The following is a 24,274-nucleotide window of genomic DNA, read 5'->3' as shown; positions in this document are numbered from 1 at the left end:
AGGATGGGAGTCAGGTTAAAACTCAGAGTAATAAATGAGCCCTGAATATTTCGTTTCGATGAGCCTGGAAACATCAATGGTTTCATCTATTTCCGCCAGTAGTTTTGGTGGCAGATTATCCTGATTCAACAGACCGCCGTCTGGATTTGTGGTTCCTTTACGTTGACTGAAGTTGAGCATACCTTTAGAAGTGTCGTAAGTCAGGCTATAGTTTCCCGTCAAAAGGTAACTGGTTCTAAACAGGTATTCGGATAATCCCCGTGCCGCATTACAGAGCTTTTCAGTACTGTTCTCAACATAGGTGACTTGGACTTTTGGGGTCGTTTCCGGCAAAAGCTCTGCCAACTCGAGAGCTCCTTTGTCCTGTGGAATATCGAGCTGTTCGATAACTTGACGCCAAGTCATCTCGGTACTTTTACCATTACCCACGAGCGAAATTCCACTTTGGTTGTTCGTTGTATCAAAGTACAGTCCCATACCAACCTGGTCAGGATGATAGGTCTGTACCAGACGCAACAAAGTCAGAGAAACTTCCCCCATAGCATCCAGGTCGCCTGATTTAATGTTTTTCTGGATTTGTTTATACCAAGAACTGCCATTTACCGCTGGTACACTCGGATCCCAAATACGGTTATAGTTTAGAGGAGCGAGCGTATCCGGCTGAGGATTAGCATCGATACTGGGTATCGAAAGACTGCAATTAAGCACTTCACGGGAGGAAAGTGATCCCGCATATCCCGGACCAGCTTCAAGCATGAGAGGATTAGCTGCGTCAACAGAACTAGCAGTATTACTGGGCTTATTCTGCGAGGAAGGCGTCTCCGAGTCGTCTTGAGAACATCCTGATAAACCAATCATGAGGATGGAAAAACAAACCAATCCTGAAAAAAGTTTTCTCATGATATCCCTCCCAAATCCCAGTTTGAGCCTACCATCAATCTGAGGGTTAGTGAACGATTTGGATTAATACAGCGCGATGGAGCTTGGAGAGCCGTTTTAAGGTGTTGCCACAATCTGGCATCATGAGTTAGTAATGCTGCCTTCCTACACAGAGGAACATATCTCAACCGTTGCACACAATCGCCCGCCCCCGAGGAGCCGCAAGCTCGGCGTGAACCCGCCGGGGAACCTTGTGACGTAAACGTTAGGCGGTCTTCGCGACCGAACCGCCATGAATGTCCTGCAGCACGTAGGTGGGCTCGGCACCCTCAAAAACGCACTCCGCCTCGATGATAACTTCCGCCACGTCCTCACGTGAGGGCAGGTCAAACATGATTTGAGAGAGGGTGTTTTCCATCAGGGTCGACAGCGAACGCGCCCCGGTGCCGCGCTTCTCAGCCAGCTCGGCCACCGCGTGAATCGCCGCATCGGTGAAAGTCAGTTTCACCCCGTCGAGCTCAAACAGATGCTGGTATTGCTTTAAGATGGCGTTCTTGGGCTCGGTCAAAACCCGGGACAAATCGTCAACGTCCAGGGCCGACACATTGGTAATGACCGGCAGACGGCCGATGAACTCCGGAATCAAACCGAACTTGTGCAGGTCGTCGGGGGTCACTTTGGCGAACAGGTCGCCGTGTTCCTTTACGGACTTGAGGTCCGAGCCAAACCCGGTGGAGCGCTGTCCCAACCGAGCTTTCACAATTTCGTCGAGACCGGCAAACGCCCCGGCGGCAATGAACAGAATCGAGGAGGTATCAATCTCGATAAATTCCTGATGCGGATGTTTGCGCCCGCCCTGGGGCGGCACGGAAGCGGTGGTGCCCTCGATAATCTTTAGCAGAGCCTGCTGCACGCCCTCGCCGGACACGTCCCGAGTGATGGAGGCGTTTTCACCCTTGCGGGAAATCTTGTCGATTTCATCGATATAGATAATGCCGCGTTCGGCCTTTTTCACGTCCCCATCGGCGGCTTGAATCAAGCGCAGCAAGATGTTTTCCACGTCCTCGCCCACGTAGCCGGCTTCGGTCAGGGCGGTGGCGTCCACGATGCAGAACGGGACTTTCAACAATCGCGCCAAGGACCTCGCCAGGTGCGTCTTTCCGGTTCCAGTGGGGCCGAGCAGCAGGATATTCGACTTCGTCAGCTCCATACCGGTGTCTTCGCCGTGGCGTTGGGCGCGCACCCGCTTGTAGTGGTTATAGACCGCCACGGACAGGGCACGTTTCGCTTTTTCCTGACCAATCACGTATTCCTGCAGGAAATCAAAGATTTCATGGGGAGTCGGCAGGACGTCCAACCCGCCCGCGGGGCTACCGTCGAGTTCCTCGGCAATAATGTCATTGCACAGCTCGATGCACTCATCACAGATATATACGCCGGGACCGGCGATGAGCTTGCGAACCTGGCGCTGGGACTTTCCACAGAAAGAACACTTCAGCAGGTCGACCGATTCGGCAGTGCGTGACATGAGTTCCTCTCATAGACGAGTTCGGGCTGATTACGATTCTACGGTTTTAGAGGTTTTTATTCTTGTTAACACGCCTTTGAGGGCCAATCCGCCGACTCTGGGGTGCAGCTCGACGGGTTTTGGTGTTCTATAGGGGTTTCGGGCAAGGATTTGGCGTCGGTGTCGCGCGAGGCTTCTGGTGCCGGACGGGTAGCCCCGCACCTATTATTGGCGGTGAGTCAATACCCACATTTGTAGGTATATTTGTTCCGGCTGACATATTAGTATTAAGCAGTTTCCGGGATTAACCGAGGACATCAGAAAAGTCATAAATATAAGGGGGGCGCGATGCCTGACGTAATAGCTTACCTGTTCATTGGTCTGGGAGTGTTGTCCGGCCTGTCTATGATTGTTTTTCGCAACAAAACCAACGGTACCGCCCAGATTTGGACGGTTCTGCTAGCTCTGGCAATAATCATTGCCTTGGCGGTCTTGAATCTCCTGCAAGTTCTGGCTCCTATCAGCAACGTGGCCATAATCTGTATCAGCCTTGGGGCCATAGTCAGTGTCTTCTCTAGGAAATCATCAAACTGAGAGACCCGTCGCGCGGCGGCGAACCCGACCTAGTGGCGAGTCGAGCGACCGATTAGCAACGCCCGCCCCCGCGCTTCTGAACGGTGGGCACCTCAGGGCACATCAGTACAACCAAAGCCAACCAAGGCTAAACACAGCCAAATAACCACGTGGCTCCACGCTATCAAAGCGTGAAGCCACGTTGATGGCAAGTCACAATTAGCTCGAGCTGCCTTTGCGCGGCTCCAGCACCTGGTCAATCAGACCATATTCCAGTGCCTGGGGAGCCGTGAGAATCTTGTCCCGGTCAATGTCCTCGTGCATTTGCTCCACGTTGCGGTTGGAATGCTTCGACAGTGTTTCCTCCAGCCAGGCCCGCATCCGGTCGATTTCCTCAGCAATAATCGCCAAATCGGTGGCCTGACCCTGAGCGCCCTGAATGGCCGGCTGATGAATCAGTACCCGTGCATTGGGCAACGCCAGACGCTTGCCCGGAGCACCCCCCGCCAGCAGCACCGCCGCCGCGGAGGCCGCCTGACCCAAACAAACCGTCTGAATCTCGGGCTTGATGTATTGCATCGTGTCATAAATCGCCGTCATCGCGGTAAAAGACCCGCCCGGAGAGTTGATGTACATGGTAATGAGCGAATCGGGATCCTGGCTTTCCAGCACCAGCAACTGCGCCATCACGTCATCTGCGGAAGCATCGTCCACCTGGTTACCCAGGAACACAATCCGATCCTCAAACAGTTTCGCATAAGGGTCCTGGCGTTTGTAGCCGTAAGCCGTGCGTTCCTCGAAAGTCGGCAGAATGTAGCGCGCGCTAGGCAACGCCGGAGCCGCCCCCGCGGGGACAGACGCACTCGCGGGCGAAACCGCAGCAACCCCTGCGGACACTCCTAAATCACCTTGATAATGCCTCATTACTCCCCCTTCTTCGAGCTCTGTACCGCGGCCGCGTTCTCTACCACCGCGTCAATAAAGCCGTATTCCAAGGCTTCCTGAGCGGTAAACCAGTGGTCACGGTCCGCGTCCCTGGTGATTTCTTCCAGCGTGTGACCGGTGCGCTCGGCAGTAATCTGAGCGAGTTCCCGCTTCATCGCCAGAATCAAATCAGCATTAATCCGCACTTCGGAGGCCGTTCCCTGGACACCGCCGAGAGGCTGGTGCATGAGGATGCGGGCGTGCGGAGTCGCGAAACGCTTGCCTTTCGTTCCGGCTGTCAACAGGAACTGCCCCATCGAGGCCGCCATTCCCATCGCCACGGTCACCACGTCGGGTTTCACATACTGCATCGTGTCATAGATAGCCATGCCCGCGGTGACGGAGCCGCCGGGAGAATTGATGTAGAGATAAATGTCGGAATCCGGGTCCTCGGCCGCCAACAGCAGCATCTGGGCGCAAATCGCATTGGCATTTTCCTGGCTGACCTCATCGCCCAGCCAAATGATGCGCTCTTTCAGCAAGCGCTTGTAAATAAACCCACCCGTGGGTACATCGGGCGTTTCTTCGTCGCGATTAACTACGGTCACGTTTCCTCCTCGCTTGGTTCACTTAACCCTAACGGAAAACCGCGCGTCCTTCGCGCTTCATTCCCCCGGTTTCGCTATGGGCTAATCCCGACTTTGGTCGGAGGCGTCCCCTCGCGGTGTCGGTCGGTTTCTTTCTGATTTATTCACAAGTCTCGCCGGGCGGTTTTTCCCTCATCTCGCCAGTGCGGGGGTGTCAGTTGATAGCAAAAGGCGGGTTCCGGTCAGTACCGAAACCCGCCTTGTGCTCAAGAGTTACTCGTCCGCGGCGTCCTTCTTTGCCGGAGCTTTCTTAGCCGGGGCTTTCTTTGCCGCCGCCTTCTTTGCGGGAGCTTTTTTTGCCGGCTTTTCCTCAGCGTCCTCGTCTTCCGCCGACTCCTCGCCGATGAATTCCTTCAGGTCCACAACCTTGCCGTTCGTGTCCTTGACCTCGACCTCCCCAAGGGCGGACGCGATGGACTTGTTGCGAGCGATTTCTTGGATAAATGCCGGAATCCGGTTGTTCTGTTCCGCGTTTTGCAGCAGCAAGGAGGGGTCCATGCCGTAAGCCTGCGCGGTCTGAAGCACAAACTCCAACAGTTCCTGCTGAGACACGCTCATCTGGCGTTCTTCGGCCAGAGCGTCCAGGATAATCTGAACTTTCAAATCCTGCTCGACAGCTTCCTGAGCTTTCTGTTTATCATCGTCGCTGGCGTCCTCGCCAATCTGCGCCGCGACAGCCTCATCCAACACCCCTTGCGGTAGCGGGAATTCCAGCTCATCGCGCAGCTTTTCGACCAGCTTGTCTCGTGCCGACATAGCCTGTCCAGCGCGAGCCTGACGATCCACGTTTTCCGCAAGTTCCTGCTTCAGCTCATCGATGGTGTCGTGTTCGGAAACCATCATGGCGAACTCATCGTCGGCTTCCGGCAAGACCTGTTCCTTCACAGAATCCACGGTGACGGTAACCTGAGCGGTCTCTCCCCCGTGCGGGCCAGACTTCAGCTGGGTTTCAAACGTCTTAGTTGCTCCGGCTTTCAAACCCTTCAAAGCCTCATCCAGGCCCTCGACTAAACCACCGGCACCAACGTGATAGGAGGTCTGGTTTAGGGAATCGACCTCTTTGCCGTCAATCTCGCTCTTGAGGTCCAGGGTGACGAAGTCGTCCTGCTTGACGGCGCGCTCCACGGTTTTCAGAGTCGCGAAACGACGACGCAGGTTATCCAGCTCGGTGTCCAGGGCTTTCGGGTCGTCTTTAATCGCGTCGACTTCCAAGCTGAGCTTTGAGAAATCGGGCAGCTTGACCTCGGGACGTACCTCCACTTCCACCGTAAACTTCAAATCGCCGCCGGCTTCGCCCTCAATATTGGGGGTATCGGTCACGTCCACGTTAGGCTGACCCATCGGCGCAATCTTATGTTCCTGCACAGCTTGGCCGTAGTATTCCGGCAGCGCGTGATTGACCGCGTCCTCAATGACCGCGCCGCGGCCGATGTAGGATTCCAGCACGCGAGCCGGGACGTGTCCGCGGCGGAAACCGGGAATGTTGACCTGTTTGGCGTATTCCTTGAAAACCTTGTCCATCTCGGGCTTGAATTCCTCGTAGGGAACCTCGATTGCCAACTTGACCTTTGTGGGGTTGAGGTTTTCAACAGTGCTCTTCACTTTGTCTCCAAAATCGTTTGTTCTTGCGGTCTGCCGGCCAGTCCGGTCCGCTTGGTTTTCATAAGCCCCTAAATCTTACGACATTAGCCCCTTTTTCTGAAACTTAGGGTCGGGGCGAGTGGGGATTCAATAGAGGTGGATTTCAGCGGTTCGTGCCGCGCGCCATGAGGCTGATTCCCAGCCAATCGGGACTCACGTGAGAGGAGGACATAACCCGCAGACCAGCGGTTTTCGCGGCCTCCTCGACGAACTGGGTATCCACCGAATTCGCCTTGCCCGACACGGGGGTCATGACCCAAATCAGCCCGCCATCGTCGAGGTTTCCAGATGCGTCAACTAATAAATCCGCCAAATCATCGACTTCGCCATCTTCGGCGCGCCACCAAATCAGCGCCCCATCAGAGACATCCCCGTAATCTTCGTCGACCAGTTCGTTTCCGAGGAAGTCCTCAATGGCGCGACGCAGTGTCTCATCGACGTCATCGTCATAATAAAATTCTTGGACAATCGATCCCTTTTCGAAACCAAGACCAGGCTGAGATTTGTTTGCGCGATCCTTTTGAGATTGTTCCGCGTGGGCGGAAGCATTGTTCGTCATAGTTTCAGGATATATGAAACCGAGCCTCCGTGGGGAATTTACACCGAATTTTCCCCGTAATGGCAACGTTGGCAACCCTGAGAAAGGGCTCACACGACCTTGTGCAGGTACTTCACCGGAGCACCGACACCCGCCCAACGGTACGGTTCCAGCTCCTCATCCCACGCGCGCCCCAAGGCTAAGTCCAGCTCACGGCGCATTTGCAAGGGATTATCCGCGTGTTCCAACGCCGCCAAGATTCGGCCTTCCGGCACCACCACGTTGCCCACGCTATCGGTTTGAGCATAGAAAATTCCCAATTCAGGAGTGTGGGACCAGCGTCCGCCGTCCGTGCCAGGAGCCGCGTCCTCGGTCACTTCATAGCGTAAGTGTTCCCACCCGCGCAGAGCTGAAGCCAACTTGGCACCGGTTCCGACCATGCCTACCCAAGAAAATTCGGCGCGAAAAAACGTCGGGTCGGCCTCTTGGACGGTCCAATCCAAACTGACTTCGGTGTTCAAAACCGTCCCCGCCGCCCACTCAATATGGGGACACAACGCCCTGGGCGCCGTGTGAATAAACAGGACACCTCGCGTGTATTGGTTCATGGTTACCTCCTGTTGTGCTTGAGTTGAGCCACAGCTCAACGGGCCGGTATTGCGGCTTCCCCTCCGAACACCGAATCACAACGAGGTAACTTATGTTTCTATTATGCGCTAAACCGGTGGCAGTTGCACGCCTATCCGGGGTCTACCAACCCATTTTCCGAATTTGCTGCAGCGCTTCCTTGCGGTATTTGCGTTCCAATCTGTCCAGGTACAACTGTCCCTCCAGATGGTCGCATTCGTGCTGCAGGCAGCGCCCCATCAGTTCTTCACCCTCAACCACCAGCGGTTTTCCGTCCAGGTCGATGCCTTCCACGCGGGCATACCAAGCGCGTTTCGTCGGGTAAAACAGCCCCGGCACACTCAGGCAGCCCTCGTCGCCATCCTGGAATTCATCTTCGCTGGTGGCGACCAGTTTGGGGTTCAAAACGTAGCCGACTTCCCCGTCAATGTTCCAGGAAAACGCCCGCAGGCTGACCCCGATTTGGTTCGCCGCCAACCCGGCGCGACCGTCCTCGTCCACGTTCTCTAACAGGTCCTCGACCAGCTGTTTCACGCCGGGGTCGCGCGGGTCTGTGATCCAGTCACAAGGGGTGCGCAGCACGGGATCCCCCACCACGCGTATCTCACGAAATGCCATGTTGACCTCTCTTTGCCACCGCCCGGGCGCCTAGTTTTGATCCTTTTCCCACTGATCAGGCTCGCCAATCAGCTCAGTGGAGCTGAGGGAGAAAGCCGTTTTTGCTCCCTCATCCGCGATGGCCTGCAGCAGTTCCTCCACGCAGTTCTCCGGGGAGGTTTCCACAGTTGTGCCCTCGCGGCGCTGACGAATCTCGACCTTGCCCTCAGCCAAGCCCTTGCCCACGACCAGTGCAAAAGGCATTCCCAACAGCTCTGCGTCCTTGAATTTCACCCCGGCGGAAGCCTTCGGGCGGTCATCGTACAGCACTTGGATACCAGCCGCATCGAGCTGGCACGCGAGCTTTTCGGCAGTGGCAAAAATTTCTGGGTCTTTGCCGGTGGCCAGCACGTGAACCTGGAACGGGGCGATATTGAGCGGCCACATCAGTCCCTTATCATCGTGGTTTGCTTCGGCAATGGCCGCCACCAGACGCGACACGCCAATACCGTAAGAGCCCATCGTCACGACTTGTGCCTTACCGTTTTCGTCCAGCACGCTCAGCCCCAGAGCCTTGGCGTACTTGCGTCCCAGCGCGAAAATGTGGCCGATTTCGATGCCGCGCTCCAACGTCAACGGCCCCGAACCATCCGGAGCCGGGTCGCCCTCCAAGACTTCCGCGGCCTCAATAGTGCCATCGGCCGTAAAATCGCGCCCGCACACCAGGTTGAACACGTGCATTCCGGCCTGGTTGGCTCCCGTCACCCAGCGCGTGCCCGGAACAATTCGCGGATCAATCAGGTAGCGCGGGGAACCGACAGGATTACCGTCCGCGTCCGTAGTGCGTTTCGGTGAGTTCGGGCCGATGACCTGCGGGCCGATGTAGCCCGGCACCAAATCCGGGTAGGCCTCCAGGTCTTTGGCCTCCGCCATGCGCACGTCAGCGGGAGACAGGCTCGCCTCCAGGCGTTTCATGTCAACCTCGCGGTTGCCGGGGACCCCGATAACCAGGACTTCTTTGTGCCCGTCAGGATAATCGGCGACCACCACCACGTTTTTCAGCGTGTCGCTAGCTTCCCAAGGCCGGTCCGCGCGCGGATAGAGTTTGTTCGCTTGGTCCACCAACGTTTCAATCGTGGTGGAGTCCGGGGTCGGCCGTACTTCCGCGGCGGGGGCGTCGTCATAAGGGAGGGGCTGCGGAGCGATGGTGGTGACGGCCTCCGCGTTGGCGGCGTAGCCTCCGGGGGACTTCACGAAGGTGTCCTCGCCAACTGCGCAGGGGAACAGGAATTCTTCGGAGGCGGAACCGCCCATCGGGCCGCTCAGGGCGTGACAAATGACGTAATCCAGTCCGATACGGGTAAAGACCCGCCGGTAAGCTCCGCGGTGCAGGGCGTAAGAATGCTCCAGCCCCTGATCCGTGAGGTCAAAGGAATAGGAGTCTTTCATCACGAACTCGCGACCCCGAATGATTCCCGCGCGCGGACGAGCTTCATCGCGGTACTTTTCTTTCATCTGGTACAGAATGACCGGCAGGTCTTTGTACGAGGTGTACAGGTCCTTTACCGCGAGGGTAAACATTTCTTCGTGGGTGGGGGCCAGCAGGTAATCCCCGTCTTTGCGGTCTTTGAGTTTGAACAGCGAAGGGCCGAACTCTTCCCAGCGGTTCGTCGCCACGTAAGGTTCGCTGGACAGCAGCATCGGGAACTGCAGTTCTTGTCCCCCGATACGGTCCATTTCTTCACGCACAATGTTTTCCACGCGCCGCAAAGTTTTCAACCCCAGCGGCAGCCAGGTGTAAATCCCTGGCGCGGCGCGGCGAATATAGCCCGCCCGCACCAGTAACTTGTGGGACTCCACTTCGGCTTCTACCGGGTCTTCACGCAGGGTGCGGACAAAGAAAGAGGACATTTTTGTAAGCATTCCTCAACTTTACCGCGAAACCAGCCCAAAGATTAAAACCAACCCGACCTCGGGATTTGCCCGCCAGATAGTAGCATTTGGGCCGCAGGCAGGGGCTAGTGACGCGACGCGTGTAAATCCCGGCGATGCCAGAACAGGTTTTCCTCCGTGTCCCGATCGGTGGCGCGCAGCAGGGCTTGCCACACCGCGAGGGGATCCGCGCCACGTTCTAGCGCCTGGAGCGCGGTCATGCCCCATTCGGTCAATACTTGGTCGCTGGCCAGAGTTTCGCCCAAACCGTGCGGAAACACCTCGGAGAGCGCTTGCTTAAACTGAGAGCGCGTCATGCCGCGCTGCACCGGACCGCCCTGGATTTGAGCCATCAGGAAATCGGGGCACAGTCGATGCTGTCCAGCAGCTCATCGGGCACCAGCTCGGGGACCACCACGCCCTCGACCACAGCTATCCGATCGGCAACTTCATGGAGTACGAAAGAAACCGGCGCGTCCAACGCGTAACAGATGGAGGCCAGCAACTCGCTGGAGGCTTCCTTTTGACCGCGTTCCACCTCGGAAAGGTAACCCAACGACACGCGCGCCTTCGCCGAAACATCGCGCAAAGTCAGGCCGCGAGTTTGGCGCAGTTGACGCAAAACCTCCCCGAGCTCGCGCCGCAATACTGGCGTGGAGGCTTTAGCAACTGGAGAAATCTGCATCATGGAATCAGAATACCGCTTTTTAGGTAGGCTTCGCACCCCCGCACGATTCGCCGGCCTGACCGAACGCTCCGGGCTAATCCCCGGACGCAGCGCGTAAGGCAACTTCATGTTGGCAAAGGTATCTTTTTGGTTCATCACACTCAGTTTAACCGACTTTGTCAGGCTTTTATTCCCGCAAATCTCATCCCCAGGACTGATTGCCGCCCCAGCACGACGCCTCGGGAACGCGGCAAAACCCCGGTCACTTTTTACGGTGACCGGGGTTTTGCACTGTCGGCTTAGTTGATTACCGCGTACTTGTCGGGGTTCGCGGCTTCCCCGCCAATGAAGACCAGAATCTTGGTACCAGCCGGAACCTTTAAGGTATTGGAGTTGGGGTTCGCCAAAACCAGCAACTGTCCGGTGGAGGCTGCCAGGGCACGGCCGTGTACAAGTATGGTGGCGGTGACTCGGCTCACCTATTTGGAGCTGTACGCCAGTATCCGGGCACCAGTTTTCCGCCCCGATAGTGCTCTTTTACCCAGATTTTGCCTGGCGGGGGTGTTTCCTTGCGTTTTGGGACTGAAACGGCGAGGGGGGCGGCTTCCTCGATTTTCTTGGAGATGTTCTTTGCCATGTTCGATTCGTCAATGTAGGCGATTCCAAGGTCTTTTGCTATCTGCATGAAGTTCGAGCAGGCATCCGCAACGGCGGCTATCCGTTGTTTTGCTTCTTGCCTGGGGATTCCGAGCTTCTCCGAAGATTTTTCCAGTTGCTCCAGCGTCCTGTTGAAGCCGCTTTGCCCGTAGACGATGGGGGTTGCATCCGTTCTCCATCCCTGCCATTGTGGCGTTATGTCGAAAGCCGGGGATAATGCCCATCCGTCTTTTTCGCGGAGAAAACCATGGTTTCGCATGTGGTCGTCCACATTGTCAAAAATGATTGACAAGGCGATACGGTCAAACAAAGAACGTTTGTTTTTTTCCGGGTCTACACACAATATGTCGATTTTGTTTGCCAGCTCCTCGTAGGAGTAGCTGTCATTAGCTCTAAGTGAGAGTGCGGAACGGGCAGAGATGTAGCCGATTCTCCGGTTGTTTTCGCGGTCAAACCTTTTCACCAACAGGGCAGAATTGAAGTCATCCACTCTCAAATGTCTGTGCTCCGGGGTGGGGATGCCAGCCTGGTTCGCACACGACAAGGCCACGAACTCCCATGCTTCCGTATCGTCGTCTTCATGCCGCCAGGGAAACTTCAGTATGGACAGCCCGAAATCCTGGTCGTTGACGTTTACTTTCGGCCTGGCACCCCCGAGTGAAGACCCCGCATCGGCCACCAGCTTGAGCTGGTCATCCGTCATGGCATCAAGGTTTCCCGCATACTCAGCCGCTTGCAATGCCGCATCCAGGGAGGGCAGCGGGTCAACTTTGAGTGCGACAGGCTGACCATCGGAATATATTCTGAGGTTCCCCATCCGCAACCGGTCGTCAACCGCTGCGATAATGTCAAACTCGGACATTTCCTTCCCACGGTGCGTGGCATGTATAAGCCTTTTGCCCCAAGAGTCGGGGCCTGCGTCCGCAATGGCACCGGGCATTTGCGGGTCGCCGTAAAAATGTGTGCTTTTCTCATTCAACGGGATGTCCGGGCTGAGCGGGTAGGCGTCCGGGCGACTCAGCCACTCTCCGGCGTAGGCGAAAGTCGAACTGCCGGAAATAGAATTCCCCTGACCAAATAAAGTCCCGGCGTGGATTTCATCCGCATAGATTTCCAGAATGCCGTTCACCGGACCCTCTCTTTCTCGGTCAGCCCCCATCGAAGCCGGGCCACGGAGTCATTCAGGGGGTCTAGAGAGTCGAGCATTTTCTTCTCTTGCCCGAGAATCTCCAGGATTGACAAGATGTCATCCAAGCGGGCATGAGGGTTTCCCCGTTCGATTTTCGCCAAGGCTTGCCTGGTGATTTTAGCCCTTCCCGCAAGATTCTTTTGAGTAAATTTGTGGATTTTCCGCCAGTTTCTGACATGCTCGCCGAGCTGCTTGGCGTTGCGGCTGGTTGATGGCGTAAGAACCTGCATACGACCTCCTTAATGTTAGCTGTATGTAACATTATAACTCTTAAGCTCGCAATAAGCTAACATTATTTCTAAAATCAATGCATAGCAAAACCCCCCCACCCGGCAAAGGATGGGGGGTTTGCTTGGTTCACGAGGTCAGTTAATGACCGCGTACTTGTCGGGATTCGCTCCCTCTCCGCCGATGAAGACCAGGTTCTTCACGCCCGCTGGCACCTTGAGAACCGCAGACGAAGGGTTCGCCAAAACCAGCAACTGTCCCGTGGAAGCCGCCAGCGGACCAGCCGCAAGAGCATCAGCAAAATTCGTGCCGATAGCCACCATCACGGTGTCGCCGCCCTTCCATCGCGACCAATTCACCAGCTTGTTCGCGGTGTCATACCGGTCTTTGCCGTCGAACCATCCTGACATGGAGACAGTCTCCGACATAAGAGCCTTGGTTTGTGCTCCTACTGCGTACGGATAGGTTCCCGCCACGCGATTCACCTGCTCCGGGGTGTCCGCCAGGATAACCGCCGCACCGATTTTCGCCGCTACTGCGGAAGCCGCCAGGGCGTCAGGAAAGTTTTTGCCAGTGGCGACGAACACGCTGCTGGTCTTTAGTTTCCCGGTGTTCTTCATGTAGTCGTACACCTTGAAAGCCGTATCGTACCTGTCGGTTCCCGCAATACGCACAACCTGGATTCCCGCCGATTTCAGAGAATCCTCCACACCTTGGCTGACGGCACCGGTTCCGCCGACAATAGTGACCTTGCTGGTTCCCACGGACTTCAACTTGCTTAGAGTCTCCGGCTCAATAGCAGTGGTTCCCATAGTCAGGACCACGCCGGATTTGGAGGCTCCGGCCAGGGCACCCGCCACCAGACCATCCGGGAAGTTGCGACCCGTAGCCAACACCACCTCGGACTTGTTCGCGGCGTTATCTAGCAGCATTGTGGAAGTAGAAACACGAGTGATACCACCAATACGCGACTTGCCTACCTGGATGCCCTGGGGCTTGGGCTGCTGGGGTTGCTGGTTGCTCAACGGCACCCCATGTGCTTGCAGCCAAGAGTAAACGGCGGAGTCAATGAGGGCACCGAGAACGGAATATTTTACTGAATTGCTCTTGCTGCTGGTTTCAGTAGGATTATGAGCGAGCACAGCAAACAAGTTGCCATTTGCGAAAATTCCGCCACCCGAATCTCCATGTTCTACAGGATTACCAGCCGTAGTCCATACAGACTCGGAGTAAACAGAATTAGAATTAATTGTAGTTGCTCCACCAAATACAGCACAGGAGGCATTGTCTTTTCCGCCATCGACTGCGTTTCCATTGCTGTCGATTAAACGTTCCCCGCACGCCTTAATTTGCATAGATGATAATTGGTCTTTAATAGTGTCTACATTCACGACATTAGCAATGGCCCCAGACAAAGGTGTCTTTGTGGTGATTAAAGCAAGGTCTCTTCCGTCCGGGAAGACTGACCAAGAAGCTATGTTCCCGCCATTGTGATACAACTTGGTCGAATTAGAATCCCATATACGCATTCCGGAATCTGATGTAATCACGACACCTACATTAGGATTACCTACATAATAGCAATGTGCTGCTGTTAACACATGGTAAGGAGAGATTTTAGTACCGGAACATGACACCCCATTGAAGTTTATTTGCACCATCGATATGTCTTGCCCCCACTGCGGATTGTTTCCGACGCTAAAAGCTACAGTAGGCACCCCCATTGCTGCTAAAGTTAATCCAACGAAAAAAGCAGCTGCTCTCTTACTTACTGGCTTCATTTTCGTCTCCTTTCCTTGCCCGGTCGGCTTTTCCGACCTCCTGATAAAAATTCTACGATTGGTTCCACGAAAAATAAAGGAGTCGTGTCCAGTTTTCGTTGGAATTTCAATCCTTTTCCGCTATTTTACAACGAAAAAGGGGAATGAAAAAAGCCCGGCAAATCCCCGAAAATACCACAACCGTCAAGAAATCGTTGCATGTGTTGGCGGGGGGCAGCACCTTGGGTGCCCCGAAAAACCCGCTTTGAACGATATTAGGGGTACAAAGGCTCGATTGACCCTGGTTTTGGAAGCGAGGAGATAGAAATGGGAACCATCAGAAATAAACTTTTGGCGGTTATTGCTGCGGGGGCGTTGTCGGTGACTGCCCTGGCTTCGATAACGCCGTTCACCGAAAATCCGACAGACCTGCCCCAGGCGAACGCCTCTGGCAGCTTGAAGTCCACTACGGAAGGTGGCGGGAAAGGAGCTCCGCCCTCGTGGCTAGTGTTGCTCAGTCGGGCGCATGGCCTGGCGCACATAGTCAATCCCGGTGAACACTGTAATGACTACGACCAGGACCGACAGGACTATCGCCACGATGCGCACCACCGGCCACGCCGCGGGGACCAGGGCCTCCCACGGAATCAACAGCAGTAAAATCAACGCCATCTGGGTCACGGTCTTTAGTTTTCCGCCGCGGCTGGCGGGCATGACCCGCCCCCGGCGTGCCAAAACCAGACGCATCAGGGTAATCCCCAATTCCCGCACCAAAACTGGGACAGTGACCGCCCAAAACACCGGCCAGTGCAGGCTGAGCAACCCAAACGCGCTGAGCACCAGGGCTTTATCGGCGATAGGATCGGCAAGTTTGCCAAAATCGGTGACCAGGTTCAGCCGACGAGCCAGGGTCCCGTCCAATTTGTCTGTCGCGGAGGCCACGGCGAACACCACAAAAGCCCACACTTGTGCTTTCACCCCCGGCACCAGCATCAACCAAATAAATACCGGCACCAAAATCAGGCGGATAACCGTCAGCACGTTGGCGATGTTAAAGTTCGGGGGCGCGGGTGGCTGCGGCGCTTCCTGCGGGTTTGCGGTCATGAATCTATCCTAGTCAGAACGGCAAAGGCTCAGTGTCGTCCGAATCGTATAATTCCTGGCGGCCCACGGGCTTCGCCGGGGTCGGCGGGGTCGCCGAGTCGGGCCCGTCGGAAAATGCCACCGTGGGGTCGAGCGGGCGGGTAGCAGCATCGTCGGGTTCCGGGGCCGGTGCCGGAGGCTCTCTGTCTGCAGAGTCGTCAAAAGGTTCCCCGGTGTCGTATTCCGGTTCCTCCCCGTCCGGCGAGAGGTCCGGCTCAGGTGCGGTTTCTCCGCGCAGCATGGCCAGGACGCCGGGCAAATCTTCGTTCGTGACCAGGACTTCGCGCGGTTTGGAGCCTTCTGAAGGTCCCACAACCCCGTAAGTTTCGAGAATGTCCATCAGCCGACCAGCTTTGGCAAATCCTTTGCGCAGTTTGCGTTGAATCATCGAAGTGGAACCGAACTGGGTGGAAACCACCAGTTCGGCGGCAGCCAGCACATCGTCTAGGTCATCCCCGATTTCTTCGGGAACCTTGGCTTCTTCACTGTTCTGTTCGCTGGTGACGCCTTCGCGATACACGGGCTCCATCTGCGCCTTGACGTGGGCGACGACCCGCGTGATCTCTTCCTCCGAGACCCAGGCTCCCTGCACCCGCTGGGGCTTGGATTCGCCGCTGGGCAGGTAGAGGGCATCGCCCTGACCGATGAGTTTTTCCGCCCCGGACTGGTCCAAAATCACGCGGGAATCCTGGTTCGAGGAAGTCGCGAAAGCCAGCCGGGAAGGCACGTTAGCTTTGATAATGCCCGTGACCACGTCCACGGAGGGACGCTGCGTCGCCAACACCAGATGGATTCCCGCCGCGCGACCCAGTTGGGTGATGCGTTGAATGGAGGCTTCCACGTCCCGCGGCGCAATCATCATCAAATCAGCCAGCTCGTCCACCACGACCAGCAGGTAAGGCATCCATTCGGGCTCGAAACGCGACTCGGGTAACTTTTGTACCTTGCCGGCGCGCAGCGCCTGATTGAAATCATCAACGTGACGGTACCCGTAGTTCGACAGGGTGTCGTAGCGCATATCCATCTCGTTGACGCACCATTCCAGCGCCGCCGCGGCTTTCTTTGCCGAGGTAATAATGGGCGTGACCAGGTGGGGAATCCCGGCGTAGGCGGTGAGTTCCACCCGTTTCGGATCGACCAGAATCAGCCGGACCTGTTCCGGGGTGGCTCGCATCATGATGGAGGTAATCATCGAGTTAATGAACGAAGATTTACCCGACCCGGTCGCCCCGGCGACCAGCAGGTGTGGGGTCTTGGCAATGTTAGTCAGGACGTAATCGCCCTCCACGTCCTTGCCGACCCCGGTGACCAACGGATGCGTGAGGCGCGCGGCCGCTTCGGAACGCAGCACGTCACCGAGGTAAACGTTTTCGCGGTCCGCGTTGGGGATTTCAATCCCAATCGCGGATTTTCCTGGAATGGGTGACAAAATCCGCACTTCCGGGGACGCTACCGCGTAGGCGATGTCCTTGGACAACCCTTCTACCTTCGAGACTTTTTCTCCCGGACCGAGTGTGACTTCGTACTGGGTCACCGTCGGCCCGCGTGAAAAGCCGGTAACCTCAGCCGCGACCCCAAATTGCTGAAAGACGTTGGTCAGGGACTCGATGACGCGGTCATTAGCCGGGGAACGTTTCACGTGTTCAGGCCCGACTTTCAACAGGTCGAGCGAGGGCAGGTGGTAGTCGATGTCGTGTCCCAAGCCGGTGTGGACCCGCTCCGGCAGAGTGTCCTGAGTTTTGGCAGACGGTTCGGGCTGTGGTGTCGCCTCGGCCGGTTTGGTTTCGGCCTTATGCCGTCCCCCGCGTTTCCGAGAAGGCAGCAGTTCGGTGGCTCCGGTCGCGGGCGGCTCCGGGAGGGTCTGTGTCGCGATGGGGTCTGTGGACTGAGCGGTCAAGGTCGAGTCCGACTCCATGACCTTGGTTTCTTCCGCATCGGACTGGGGGCGACGGCGTTTCCAGGGCATCCGCGAAGGTGCCATGACTTCAGTCGCACCGCTGAGGTCCACAACCTCCGACTCTGCATCGCTGAGGTCGTGACTGGGAGTCAGTCGGGCAAAACGCTGCCGAATCAGCGTCACCAGGGTAGCCGCCGGAATTCCCCCGGTGATGAGGACTCCAATCAGCATCATGATAATCAGCAGCGGGAATGCTCCCCACGGCGAAAACAGCACGCCGATAGGATGACCGAAGAACCAGCCCAGCAGACCTCCGGCCGCCATGATCTCGGGAAAACCGGTGGAGGGCCAGGGCAAACCCTTCCCCACATGCACCATTCCCGCCAGCGCTCCCAAGATAACCAAAAGTCCCACCAGAATCCGGGTTTCCTGCGCGCCGCGAAGCGCGGCGACTTCCGTAGCTTCTGCCTCGGTGACACCGTCATTGTCCGGGTCGGGAAGGAAACGACCCCGCAGGAACAAACGCACGGCGAGAAACCCTAGACCAATGGGCAAAATGACCGCAAACACACCGAAAATTCCCGCGAAAGTCACATGAATTACGTTCCCGGCTGTACCGGAAAGGCCGAACCATTCCCGCAGAGCTACCAAAATCCCCAGAGCGATGAGGCACAGCCCCAAAATGTCGCGTTTGACCTGGGGGTCCAAAGTGGAGCGAGTCGGCTCGGGGCGATTGCCCGGTCGAGCTGTTTTTCGATTGCCGCCAGCAGCCCCGCGTTTCGACGGGTTGGTTTTAGCTTGTGTTTTGGTCGCACTCATAGCGTTTTTAGGCTATCCGCTCGGGGACCTTTTTTGGCACTCCCACGCCGAAAAGGTGGGATTATAGCCGAGAGTTCGCAGCCAGGAAGTTATCGATTTGGGAAGCCGTGGGAATTAGGTAGTAACCCCGTCGCCCCATCGCCAGCGAGGCGGCCGCGTTCGCCCGCTCACAAGCCTGGTCTAGCGGTAGCCCCATCATCAGTGAGGCCAGCAGGACCCCGGTATGGGCCTCTCCGGCTCCGGTTGTGTCCACCAAGTCAGTGGGATAAGCGGGCACTCCTCGCGGCATCTGCCCCGCAAATTCCTGAATCGCTGCCCCGTTTGGCCCGTCACGCAGCACCAAAATCGTCTCCGGTTTTACGTAACGGCGCAGCACCTCAGCAATGGGACCGCGCCCCAAGCGCATCCGCACCGTCTCGGTCTGGTGCTTATTCAACGTCAACAAATCCGCCCTGGCCAGGATTTTTACCATCACGTCCAGGTCGACTTCCCCGACCAGCGGGCCCCCCGCCACCGCCAGGAACAGATTGTTCGGCAGCTGTTCAATCCAGTTCGTGAGAATTTCGGCCAGCTGTGGGTAAGCCAGATCGTTGAGGCTGGCAAAAACATAATCATTGTCCCGCAGAATTATCCCCGCCAGGTCGCGCGGGTCGGGCTCAATTTCTACGCCGGGGGACGTAATGACGCTACGCACCCCTTCGGAATCTATGGCCGCTATCCGCAACCCGATATCCCCCACAATTTCGTGGGAAAGCACGGAAATCCCTTCTCTGCCCAAGGAGTGTCGGGCCTGAATCGAGTTCGGGCCAGTTCCCAGGGGAGCCGTCACGCAGGCGGCGATGCCTTGCCGCGCCACGGTGGCGACCACAAAGAATCCTCCGGCCACGACCGCCCCTTCCATGATGGAGGCACGGACTTCGGCACCTTGATTGGGCAGGTGGTCAACCCGCAAGGGTAGTTCCAGGTTGATTGATTGAGTGGAAATGAAACGAGCCACGGCGATTCTCCCTGAGCTAGTCAGCTTCCAGCACTAGGGGCACAATCATGGGTGCGCGCTTCAACCGCTTGGACACCCAACGGCCCAAGGTGCGGCGGGCGACCCGCTCCATGTCCCGCACGCTGGCTTGTCCGTCGGCCGCCGCCGCGCTCAACGCGTCAGCAATGGCCGGCTCAATATCCCGAAACACGTCGTCGTTTTCCGCCACCCCGCGGGCGATGACGGTCGGACCAGCGAGGATAGTCCCCGTACTCATCTCCATCACCACGTAAACCGCCACAAACCCCTCTTGGGCCAGCACGCGGCGGTCATAAAGTTCGGACTCCCCAATCTCCCCGATAGAGGTACCGTCCACATAGATGAAGTCACACGGCACCTGGCCCACAATCTGGGCCTCACCGTTCTTGACTTCCACGCACACCCCGTCCTCGGCAAGCATGACGTGGCGCGGGTCGACCCCGGTTTTCACGGCGTGTTTCCCGTTGGCGACCAAGTGGCGAATCTCGCCGTGAATGGGCATCACGTTCTTTGGCTTCACAATGTTGTAGGCATAGAGCAGCTCGCCCGTGGCGGCGTGACCGGAAACGTGAACCTTCGAATTACCCTTGTGCACGACCTGCGCGCCCAGACGAATGAGCTGGTTGATGACGCGCCCCACCGAGTTTTCGTTGCCGGGAATCAGGGAGGACGCCAGCACCACCGTGTCGCCCTGGCCGATAGAAATCGTCCGATGATTGCGGTTGGCAATTCGCGACAGGGCGGCCATCGGTTCGCCCTGCGATCCGGTAGCCATGTACACGCGGCGTTCGGGGGGCAGGGAATTGACGTCTTTGAGGTCAATCAGCACCCCGTCCGGCACGGTCATGTAGCCGGCCTCCGCGGCGATAGTCATATTGCGTTCCATAGACCGCCCTACCAGGGCGACTTTGCGGTTAGACTTCGCGGCGGCGTTCAACACCTGCTGCACCCGGTGGACGTGGGAGGCAAACGAAGCCACGACAATCTGGCCGGTAGCGTGGTGGAATACGTCCTCGAGGACGGGTCCGATTTCCCGTTCGGAGGCAATAAATCCCGGGACCTCAGCATTCGTGGAGTCTACACAGAACAGGTCGACCCCGGCTTCCCCCCAGCGCGCGAAAGCACGCAGGTCGGTAATGCGCCCATCCAGGGGCAGCTGGTCCATCTTAAAGTCCCCGGTAATCAGCGCGGAGCCGGCTTTTGTACGCACCATGACCGCCAAGGCGTCGGGAATCGAGTGGTTTACAGCGCAAAACTCCAGGTGGAACGGTCCCAAGTCGAGCCGCTCGCCCTCTGCTTTGACCCGCAGGTTCGTGGTTGACAAGCGGTGTTCCAAAAGTTTCGGTTCTACGAGCGCTATCGTCAGGTGCGAACCGTAGACGGGAATATCCTCGCGCAGTTTCAACAGGTAGGGCACCGCTCCGATGTGATCCTCATGTCCGTGGGTCAGCACCACGCCCACCACGTCGTCCATCCGGTCTTGAATATAGGTGAAATCCGGCAGAATCAGGTCCACCCCGGGCTGAATCTCTTCGGGAAACAGCACCCCGCAATCCACAATCAGGATTTTGCCTTCGGTTTCCAAAACGGTCATGTTGCGGCCGACTTCGCCCAGGCCGCCCAAGGGCACCACTCGCAAGACATCGGGTTGGGCCGGGCCGGGCTGTGGCAGCTGAAAAATATCTTCACTCACCCCCCTATCTTAGCGGTTTGCCCCTCCCCCGGGCTGACGCACCCGCCCGGGAACGCACGCCGCAGGAACAAAAATCCGGCTCGGCCCTTGTGAACGGGATAGAGAAACGGGAATAGGAACGGGAAAGAGGAACGCCGCGCCTAGAGCCCCAGCAGCGGCTCCAAGCCGATAGTGAGTCCGGGGAACGCGGCGACTTTGCGCAGCCCCAGCAACACTCCGGGCATAAAGGACACGCGGTCAAAGCAATCGGTGCGCACCACCAGCTGCTCGCCTGGGTTACCGAAAAGAATCTCCTCGTGGGCGTACAAGCCGCGCAAACGCACGGCGTGGACCGGCACGCCCGCGATTTTTCCGCCGCGCGTCCCGTGCGGATCCGATTCGGTGTGATCCGGGAAGTCGGGGGCGCCGGCAGCCTCGCGCGCCGCGGCGATGCCTTTCGCGGTGGCGATGGCGGTGCCGGAGGGGGCGTCGAGTTTGTCAGGATGGTGCATTTCGAGGATTTCCACGGATTCAAAGTACGGGGCTGCCGCGGCCGCGAACTTCATGGCCAACACGGCGGAAATGGCAAAATTGGGGGCAATCAGCACGGAACGCCCGGCGGCCTGGGCGGCTTGGCGAACCCGCTGGTAGGCGTCCTCGCTCCAGCCGGTCGTGCCCACCACCACGTGCGTTTCTGCTTGCAGGGCCGCCATCACGTTGGCTTCCGCGCTGGCCGGAATGGTGAAGTCGACCGCGTGGGTGGCATGGGCACGGCGCAAACCAGCGGTGATGTCATCGTCACGGTCCAGTTGGGCGACCAGTTCCATATCCGGCGCGGCGCTGACCGCAGCGCAAACTTGGCTGCCCATGCGACCTTTGGCCCCGATTACCGCGACTTTCAACATTTCCGCATCCTCCCTTTCGTGGCGTGGCGTCAGGCCGCGCCAGCTGTTTCTAAAGCAAGCCTTGGCTCACCAGAGCCCGGCGTATCTCGGCGATTTCGGTCTCGCTGGGTTCGACCAGCGGCAGGCGGGGGCGTGGAGACTCGATTAACCCCAGGGCGTAAACGGCCTGTTTCGCGTAAGTTGCTCCCTGACCGGCACCCATAATGGCGCGATTCGAGGGTTCCAGCTGTGCGTCCAAATCCCGTGCGCGGGCCAGGTCGCCGGCGGCAACGGCATCCAGCAGGGCTGAAATCCGCTTGCCCTCCAGGTGTCCCACTACTGAAATGACCCCGGAAGCGCCGCCTGCCATAAAGAAAAAGTTCAACGCGTCGTCGCCGCTGTACCATTCCAGTCCGGTGCGCCGCATGGCCTGGATACCCGCGCTCACGTTGCCGGTAGCGTCTTTAACGCCCCGCACGCGCTCCAGCCGGGCCAGCCGGTCCATCGTTTCGGGGGCGATGCGTACCCCGGTGCGACCCGGAATGTCATAGACCAGAATGGGCAGGTCACTTTCTTCGTGAACCGCCTGGAAGTGAGTGACAATGCCGTCTTGGGAAGGCCGATTGTAGTAGGGGGCGGTCACCAGCAAGCCATCGGCACCGTTCTGAGCCGCCGAGCGCACCATCGCGACCGTGTGAGCCGTATCGTTGGAACTGACCCCGGCGATGACCTTGATGTCGGGGCCTACCGCGTGACGCACAGTGTGCAGCAGCTGGGCTTTTTCGTCCAAGTGCGTGGCGGGGGCTTCCCCCGTGGTGCCGGAAACCAAGATGGCGTCGCAGCCGGTGTCCACCAGGTGCTTCGCCAAGCGAGCGGCGGATTCGTAATCCACCGAACCATCCGCATGGAAAGGAGTCACCATTGCTACTGAAAAACGCCCAAAAGTACTCATGCAGTCATCTTAAGCGCTTTGTTCACATGATGGAAGCTACGTCCGCCATGTGGACGCGGGGTTTGGCCGGAACTGCCGGGGACAGTTTTATTCCCCCGGCCCCAACCACACCTCGATGGTGGCACGTTTCGCCAGTTCAGCCGCCCAATCCCGCACTTGTGCGGCGGTAACGGCCTGCATCTGGTCCAGCTTCGTGGCCAGCGGGATATAGGCCCCGCGCAGGATTTCGGCATGAGCCAGGCGATTGGCGCGCACGGTGTTATCCTCCAAGCTCAGCAGGGTGGCTCCGCGCAGTTGCCCTTTGGCTCGGGCTAGCTCGTCCGCGGGGATTGGGTTGGTGGCGATTTCCTCCAGCTCGGCACGCAGCAGCGCCGCTACCTCGTCCACATTCGCCGGATTGCAGGTCGCAGTCACCCCGAAACTGCCCGCGTCCCGGTGCGATGAGTTGAACGCGTAAGTGGTGTAGGCCAGACCGCGCTTTTCCCGGATATTTTGGAACAGACGCGAGCTCATTCCCCCGCCCAGCACGGTGTTCAGCACATTCATGACGGGCATATTCGCATTCGCTACCCCCGGTCCTGGTCCGCCAATAATGATGCGGCTTTGTTCAAACTTTCCTGCGATTTGGAACACCCCGGATTCGGGTTTCCATGCGCCCTGACCAGCCGCGTTGAGACTGTTTCCGCAACGGTCGGCGGGGCTGCCCAGCGGAACGGCTGCCACGGTGTTGAAGTCTAGGGCGGGCTGGGCCGGGTCGGGCGCGGATTGCCATTGCGGCCACGGGGAATCGGAACGGTGCAGAGCCCGCGCCACCAGTTCACACACCTGGTCGTGACTGATGTCTCCTGCGGCCGCCACCACCAGGCGATCCGGGGCATATCCGGCCTGGTAGTGAGCCACTATGGCCTCCAGAGTGTCGGCTTTTACCGATTCAATCGTGCCGCCAATGGGACGCCCCAGCGGATGCGCCGGAAAAACCCGGCGGGTAAACTCGTCAAAAGCCTGTTCGCTGGGGTTATCCAGCGCCATCGTCAGCTCGTCGAGGATAATGCCGCGTTCCATCTCAAAATCGGCGGCATTGAGCAAGGGCGCACACAGCATATCCATCAAAACATCAATGGCCATGGGCACGTCCTCGCCCAAAACTTCGGCATAGTAGTGGGTGCATTCCCGGCCGGTAGCGGCGTTGGAATCGCCTCCGACCGCGTCAAATTCCATCGCTATCTGATGGGCGGTGCGACGCGGGGTTCCTTTAAATAAGAGGTGTTCCAAGAAGTGTGTGGAGCCCCGCGCCCCCTCGACCTCGTCACGAGAGCCGCGCGCGACCCACAGTGCCACGGTAGCGGCGCGGGTGCCCAGCATATGCTCGGTGATAACCCGCGTTCCTCCGGGCAAAATCGTGCGGCGAATGGCCCCGTCCTCCAAGGTCACATCCGCCCCGGGAGCACCTGCGGGCAGCGCCGGAAGTGGACACGCAACAGGTTTCAAATCAGTCATAGTTACCCAATTTTACTAGACTAGGAGTC

General features: G+C 57.8%; 23 protein-coding genes and 1 pseudogene. 1 reads left to right on the top strand and 23 read right to left on the bottom strand.

The window, feature by feature from the left end; translation table 11 throughout:
• Nucleotides 1-15 precede the first annotated feature (15 nt).
• Together Q0V70_RS07295 and clpX are read right to left on the bottom strand one after the other, a co-directional pair.
• Nucleotides 16-900, bottom strand: coding sequence for a hypothetical protein (locus tag Q0V70_RS07295; RefSeq protein ID WP_297590178.1), 885 nt, complete (start codon nucleotides 898-900; stop codon nucleotides 16-18).
• 244 nt (nucleotides 901-1,144) lie between these two features.
• Entirely contained in the window at nucleotides 1,145-2,407 is a 1,263-nt protein-coding gene (gene clpX, locus Q0V70_RS07290; RefSeq protein ID WP_282921348.1) for an ATP-dependent Clp protease ATP-binding subunit ClpX, read from the bottom strand.
• A 327-nt stretch (nucleotides 2,408-2,734) separates the two neighbouring features.
• On the opposite strand from clpX, the gene Q0V70_RS07285 reads away from it, so the two are divergent.
• Nucleotides 2,735-2,980 carry a hypothetical protein gene (locus tag Q0V70_RS07285; RefSeq protein ID WP_297590176.1) on the top strand — a complete coding sequence of 82 codons (246 nt, stop codon included), beginning with the start codon at nucleotides 2,735-2,737 and terminating at the stop codon, nucleotides 2,978-2,980.
• 198 nt (nucleotides 2,981-3,178) lie between these two features.
• Here Q0V70_RS07285 and Q0V70_RS07280 read toward each other — a convergent pair whose 3' ends face one another.
• The 21 genes and pseudogenes from Q0V70_RS07280 to Q0V70_RS07180 all read right to left on the bottom strand — a co-directional run bounded on the left by Q0V70_RS07280 (nucleotide 3,179) and on the right by Q0V70_RS07180 (nucleotide 24,245).
• Nucleotides 3,179-3,883 (bottom strand): ATP-dependent Clp protease proteolytic subunit, encoded by a 705-nt coding sequence (locus tag Q0V70_RS07280; protein WP_297590174.1) that lies wholly within the window; start codon nucleotides 3,881-3,883, stop codon nucleotides 3,179-3,181.
• Entirely contained in the window at nucleotides 3,883-4,491 is a 609-nt protein-coding gene (locus tag Q0V70_RS07275; protein ID WP_295028013.1) for an ATP-dependent Clp protease proteolytic subunit, read from the bottom strand. The genes Q0V70_RS07280 and Q0V70_RS07275 overlap by 1 nt, the downstream gene beginning before the upstream one ends.
• A gap of 252 nt (nucleotides 4,492-4,743) precedes the next feature.
• Entirely contained in the window at nucleotides 4,744-6,132 is a 1,389-nt protein-coding gene (gene tig / locus Q0V70_RS07270) for a trigger factor (RefSeq protein WP_297590171.1), read from the bottom strand.
• 142 nt (nucleotides 6,133-6,274) lie between these two features.
• The gene (locus Q0V70_RS07265) at nucleotides 6,275-6,730 is read right to left on the bottom strand and encodes a DUF3052 domain-containing protein (protein ID WP_282921343.1); all 456 of its coding nucleotides are present in this window, start codon (nucleotides 6,728-6,730) and stop codon (nucleotides 6,275-6,277) included.
• Between the two features lie 89 nt (nucleotides 6,731-6,819).
• Nucleotides 6,820-7,317, bottom strand: a complete 498-nt coding sequence (locus tag Q0V70_RS07260) for a DUF3145 domain-containing protein (protein ID WP_282921342.1) — start codon at nucleotides 7,315-7,317, stop codon at nucleotides 6,820-6,822.
• A gap of 142 nt (nucleotides 7,318-7,459) precedes the next feature.
• Nucleotides 7,460-7,954, bottom strand: a complete 495-nt coding sequence (gene def / locus Q0V70_RS07255) for a peptide deformylase (RefSeq protein ID WP_282921341.1) — start codon at nucleotides 7,952-7,954, stop codon at nucleotides 7,460-7,462.
• A gap of 30 nt (nucleotides 7,955-7,984) precedes the next feature.
• A complete protein-coding gene (locus Q0V70_RS07250; protein ID WP_297590169.1) occupies nucleotides 7,985-9,856 on the bottom strand; it encodes a proline--tRNA ligase in 1,872 nt (623 codons plus the stop codon).
• A gap of 95 nt (nucleotides 9,857-9,951) precedes the next feature.
• Nucleotides 9,952-10,218, bottom strand: a complete 267-nt coding sequence (locus tag Q0V70_RS07245) for a DUF3046 domain-containing protein (protein WP_282921339.1) — start codon at nucleotides 10,216-10,218, stop codon at nucleotides 9,952-9,954.
• Entirely contained in the window at nucleotides 10,218-10,553 is a 336-nt protein-coding gene (locus tag Q0V70_RS07240) for a helix-turn-helix domain-containing protein (protein ID WP_282922641.1), read from the bottom strand. The genes Q0V70_RS07245 and Q0V70_RS07240 overlap by 1 nt, the downstream gene beginning before the upstream one ends.
• Before the next feature lie 278 nt (nucleotides 10,554-10,831).
• The gene (locus Q0V70_RS07235) at nucleotides 10,832-11,011 is read right to left on the bottom strand and encodes a hypothetical protein (RefSeq protein WP_297590166.1); all 180 of its coding nucleotides are present in this window, start codon (nucleotides 11,009-11,011) and stop codon (nucleotides 10,832-10,834) included.
• A complete protein-coding gene (locus Q0V70_RS07230) occupies nucleotides 11,008-12,318 on the bottom strand; it encodes a type II toxin-antitoxin system HipA family toxin (protein WP_297590164.1) in 1,311 nt (436 codons plus the stop codon). Before Q0V70_RS07230 ends, Q0V70_RS07235 begins: the two co-directional genes overlap by 4 nt.
• Entirely contained in the window at nucleotides 12,315-12,608 is a 294-nt protein-coding gene (locus tag Q0V70_RS07225) for a helix-turn-helix domain-containing protein (protein ID WP_169773890.1), read from the bottom strand. Before Q0V70_RS07225 ends, Q0V70_RS07230 begins: the two co-directional genes overlap by 4 nt.
• Before the next feature lie 135 nt (nucleotides 12,609-12,743).
• Nucleotides 12,744-13,631 carry a cell wall-binding repeat-containing protein gene (locus tag Q0V70_RS07220; RefSeq protein ID WP_297590367.1) on the bottom strand — a complete coding sequence of 296 codons (888 nt, stop codon included), beginning with the start codon at nucleotides 13,629-13,631 and terminating at the stop codon, nucleotides 12,744-12,746.
• A gap of 114 nt (nucleotides 13,632-13,745) precedes the next feature.
• Nucleotides 13,746-14,267 (bottom strand): annotated as a pseudogene (locus Q0V70_RS07215) (trypsin-like serine protease); the annotation flags it as partial.
• Between the two features lie 603 nt (nucleotides 14,268-14,870).
• Nucleotides 14,871-15,470 carry a CDP-diacylglycerol--glycerol-3-phosphate 3-phosphatidyltransferase gene (gene pgsA, locus Q0V70_RS07210; RefSeq protein ID WP_297590159.1) on the bottom strand — a complete coding sequence of 200 codons (600 nt, stop codon included), beginning with the start codon at nucleotides 15,468-15,470 and terminating at the stop codon, nucleotides 14,871-14,873.
• 13 nt (nucleotides 15,471-15,483) lie between these two features.
• Nucleotides 15,484-18,225, bottom strand: a complete 2,742-nt coding sequence (locus tag Q0V70_RS07205; protein WP_297590156.1) for a DNA translocase FtsK — start codon at nucleotides 18,223-18,225, stop codon at nucleotides 15,484-15,486.
• A gap of 61 nt (nucleotides 18,226-18,286) precedes the next feature.
• Entirely contained in the window at nucleotides 18,287-19,222 is a 936-nt protein-coding gene (locus Q0V70_RS07200; RefSeq protein ID WP_282921333.1) for a PfkB family carbohydrate kinase, read from the bottom strand.
• Nucleotides 19,223-19,238: 16 nt separating this feature from the next.
• Entirely contained in the window at nucleotides 19,239-20,933 is a 1,695-nt protein-coding gene (locus Q0V70_RS07195; protein ID WP_297590153.1) for a ribonuclease J, read from the bottom strand.
• A 140-nt stretch (nucleotides 20,934-21,073) separates the two neighbouring features.
• On the bottom strand, nucleotides 21,074-21,817 hold the full coding sequence (dapB, locus tag Q0V70_RS07190) for a 4-hydroxy-tetrahydrodipicolinate reductase (RefSeq protein ID WP_297590150.1): 744 nt from the start codon (nucleotides 21,815-21,817) through the stop codon (nucleotides 21,074-21,076).
• Nucleotides 21,818-21,866: 49 nt separating this feature from the next.
• Entirely contained in the window at nucleotides 21,867-22,748 is an 882-nt protein-coding gene (dapA, locus tag Q0V70_RS07185; protein ID WP_297590147.1) for a 4-hydroxy-tetrahydrodipicolinate synthase, read from the bottom strand.
• 87 nt (nucleotides 22,749-22,835) lie between these two features.
• Nucleotides 22,836-24,245, bottom strand: coding sequence for a pitrilysin family protein (locus Q0V70_RS07180; protein WP_297590144.1), 1,410 nt, complete (start codon nucleotides 24,243-24,245; stop codon nucleotides 22,836-22,838).
• Nucleotides 24,246-24,274: the final 29 nt, after the last annotated feature.

Origin of the sequence: uncultured Mobiluncus sp. (assembly GCF_947087965.1) — a bacterium.
Taxonomy (GTDB): domain Bacteria; phylum Actinomycetota; class Actinomycetes; order Actinomycetales; family Actinomycetaceae; genus Mobiluncus.
This window is presented reverse-complemented; position numbering and strand designations above follow the sequence as displayed.

Excerpts from the sequence above, each read along its gene's own strand:
- clpX (WP_282921348.1), bottom strand. The coding sequence starts at position 2,407 with ATGTCACGCACTGCCGAATCGGTCGACCTGCTGAAGTGTTCTTTCTGT.
- Q0V70_RS07295 (WP_297590178.1), bottom strand. The coding sequence starts at position 900 with ATGAGAAAACTTTTTTCAGGATTGGTTTGTTTTTCCATCCTCATGATT.
- dapA (WP_297590147.1), bottom strand. The coding sequence starts at position 22,748 with ATGAGTACTTTTGGGCGTTTTTCAGTAGCAATGGTGACTCCTTTCCAT.
- Q0V70_RS07250 (WP_297590169.1), bottom strand. The coding sequence starts at position 9,856 with ATGCTTACAAAAATGTCCTCTTTCTTTGTCCGCACCCTGCGTGAAGAC.
- def (WP_282921341.1), bottom strand. The coding sequence starts at position 7,954 with ATGGCATTTCGTGAGATACGCGTGGTGGGGGATCCCGTGCTGCGCACC.
- Q0V70_RS07260 (WP_282921342.1), bottom strand. The coding sequence starts at position 7,317 with ATGAACCAATACACGCGAGGTGTCCTGTTTATTCACACGGCGCCCAGG.
- Q0V70_RS07180 (WP_297590144.1), bottom strand. The coding sequence starts at position 24,245 with ATGACTGATTTGAAACCTGTTGCGTGTCCACTTCCGGCGCTGCCCGCA.
- Q0V70_RS07225 (WP_169773890.1), bottom strand. The coding sequence starts at position 12,608 with ATGCAGGTTCTTACGCCATCAACCAGCCGCAACGCCAAGCAGCTCGGC.
- Q0V70_RS07280 (WP_297590174.1), bottom strand. The coding sequence starts at position 3,883 with ATGAGGCATTATCAAGGTGATTTAGGAGTGTCCGCAGGGGTTGCTGCG.
- Q0V70_RS07285 (WP_297590176.1), top strand. The coding sequence starts at position 2,735 with ATGCCTGACGTAATAGCTTACCTGTTCATTGGTCTGGGAGTGTTGTCC.
- Q0V70_RS07240 (WP_282922641.1), bottom strand. The coding sequence starts at position 10,553 with ATGATGCAGATTTCTCCAGTTGCTAAAGCCTCCACGCCAGTATTGCGG.
- dapB (WP_297590150.1), bottom strand. The coding sequence starts at position 21,817 with ATGTTGAAAGTCGCGGTAATCGGGGCCAAAGGTCGCATGGGCAGCCAA.
- pgsA (WP_297590159.1), bottom strand. The coding sequence starts at position 15,470 with ATGACCGCAAACCCGCAGGAAGCGCCGCAGCCACCCGCGCCCCCGAAC.
- Q0V70_RS07265 (WP_282921343.1), bottom strand. The coding sequence starts at position 6,730 with ATGACGAACAATGCTTCCGCCCACGCGGAACAATCTCAAAAGGATCGC.
- Q0V70_RS07205 (WP_297590156.1), bottom strand. The coding sequence starts at position 18,225 with ATGAGTGCGACCAAAACACAAGCTAAAACCAACCCGTCGAAACGCGGG.
- Q0V70_RS07245 (WP_282921339.1), bottom strand. The coding sequence starts at position 10,218 with ATGGCTCAAATCCAGGGCGGTCCGGTGCAGCGCGGCATGACGCGCTCT.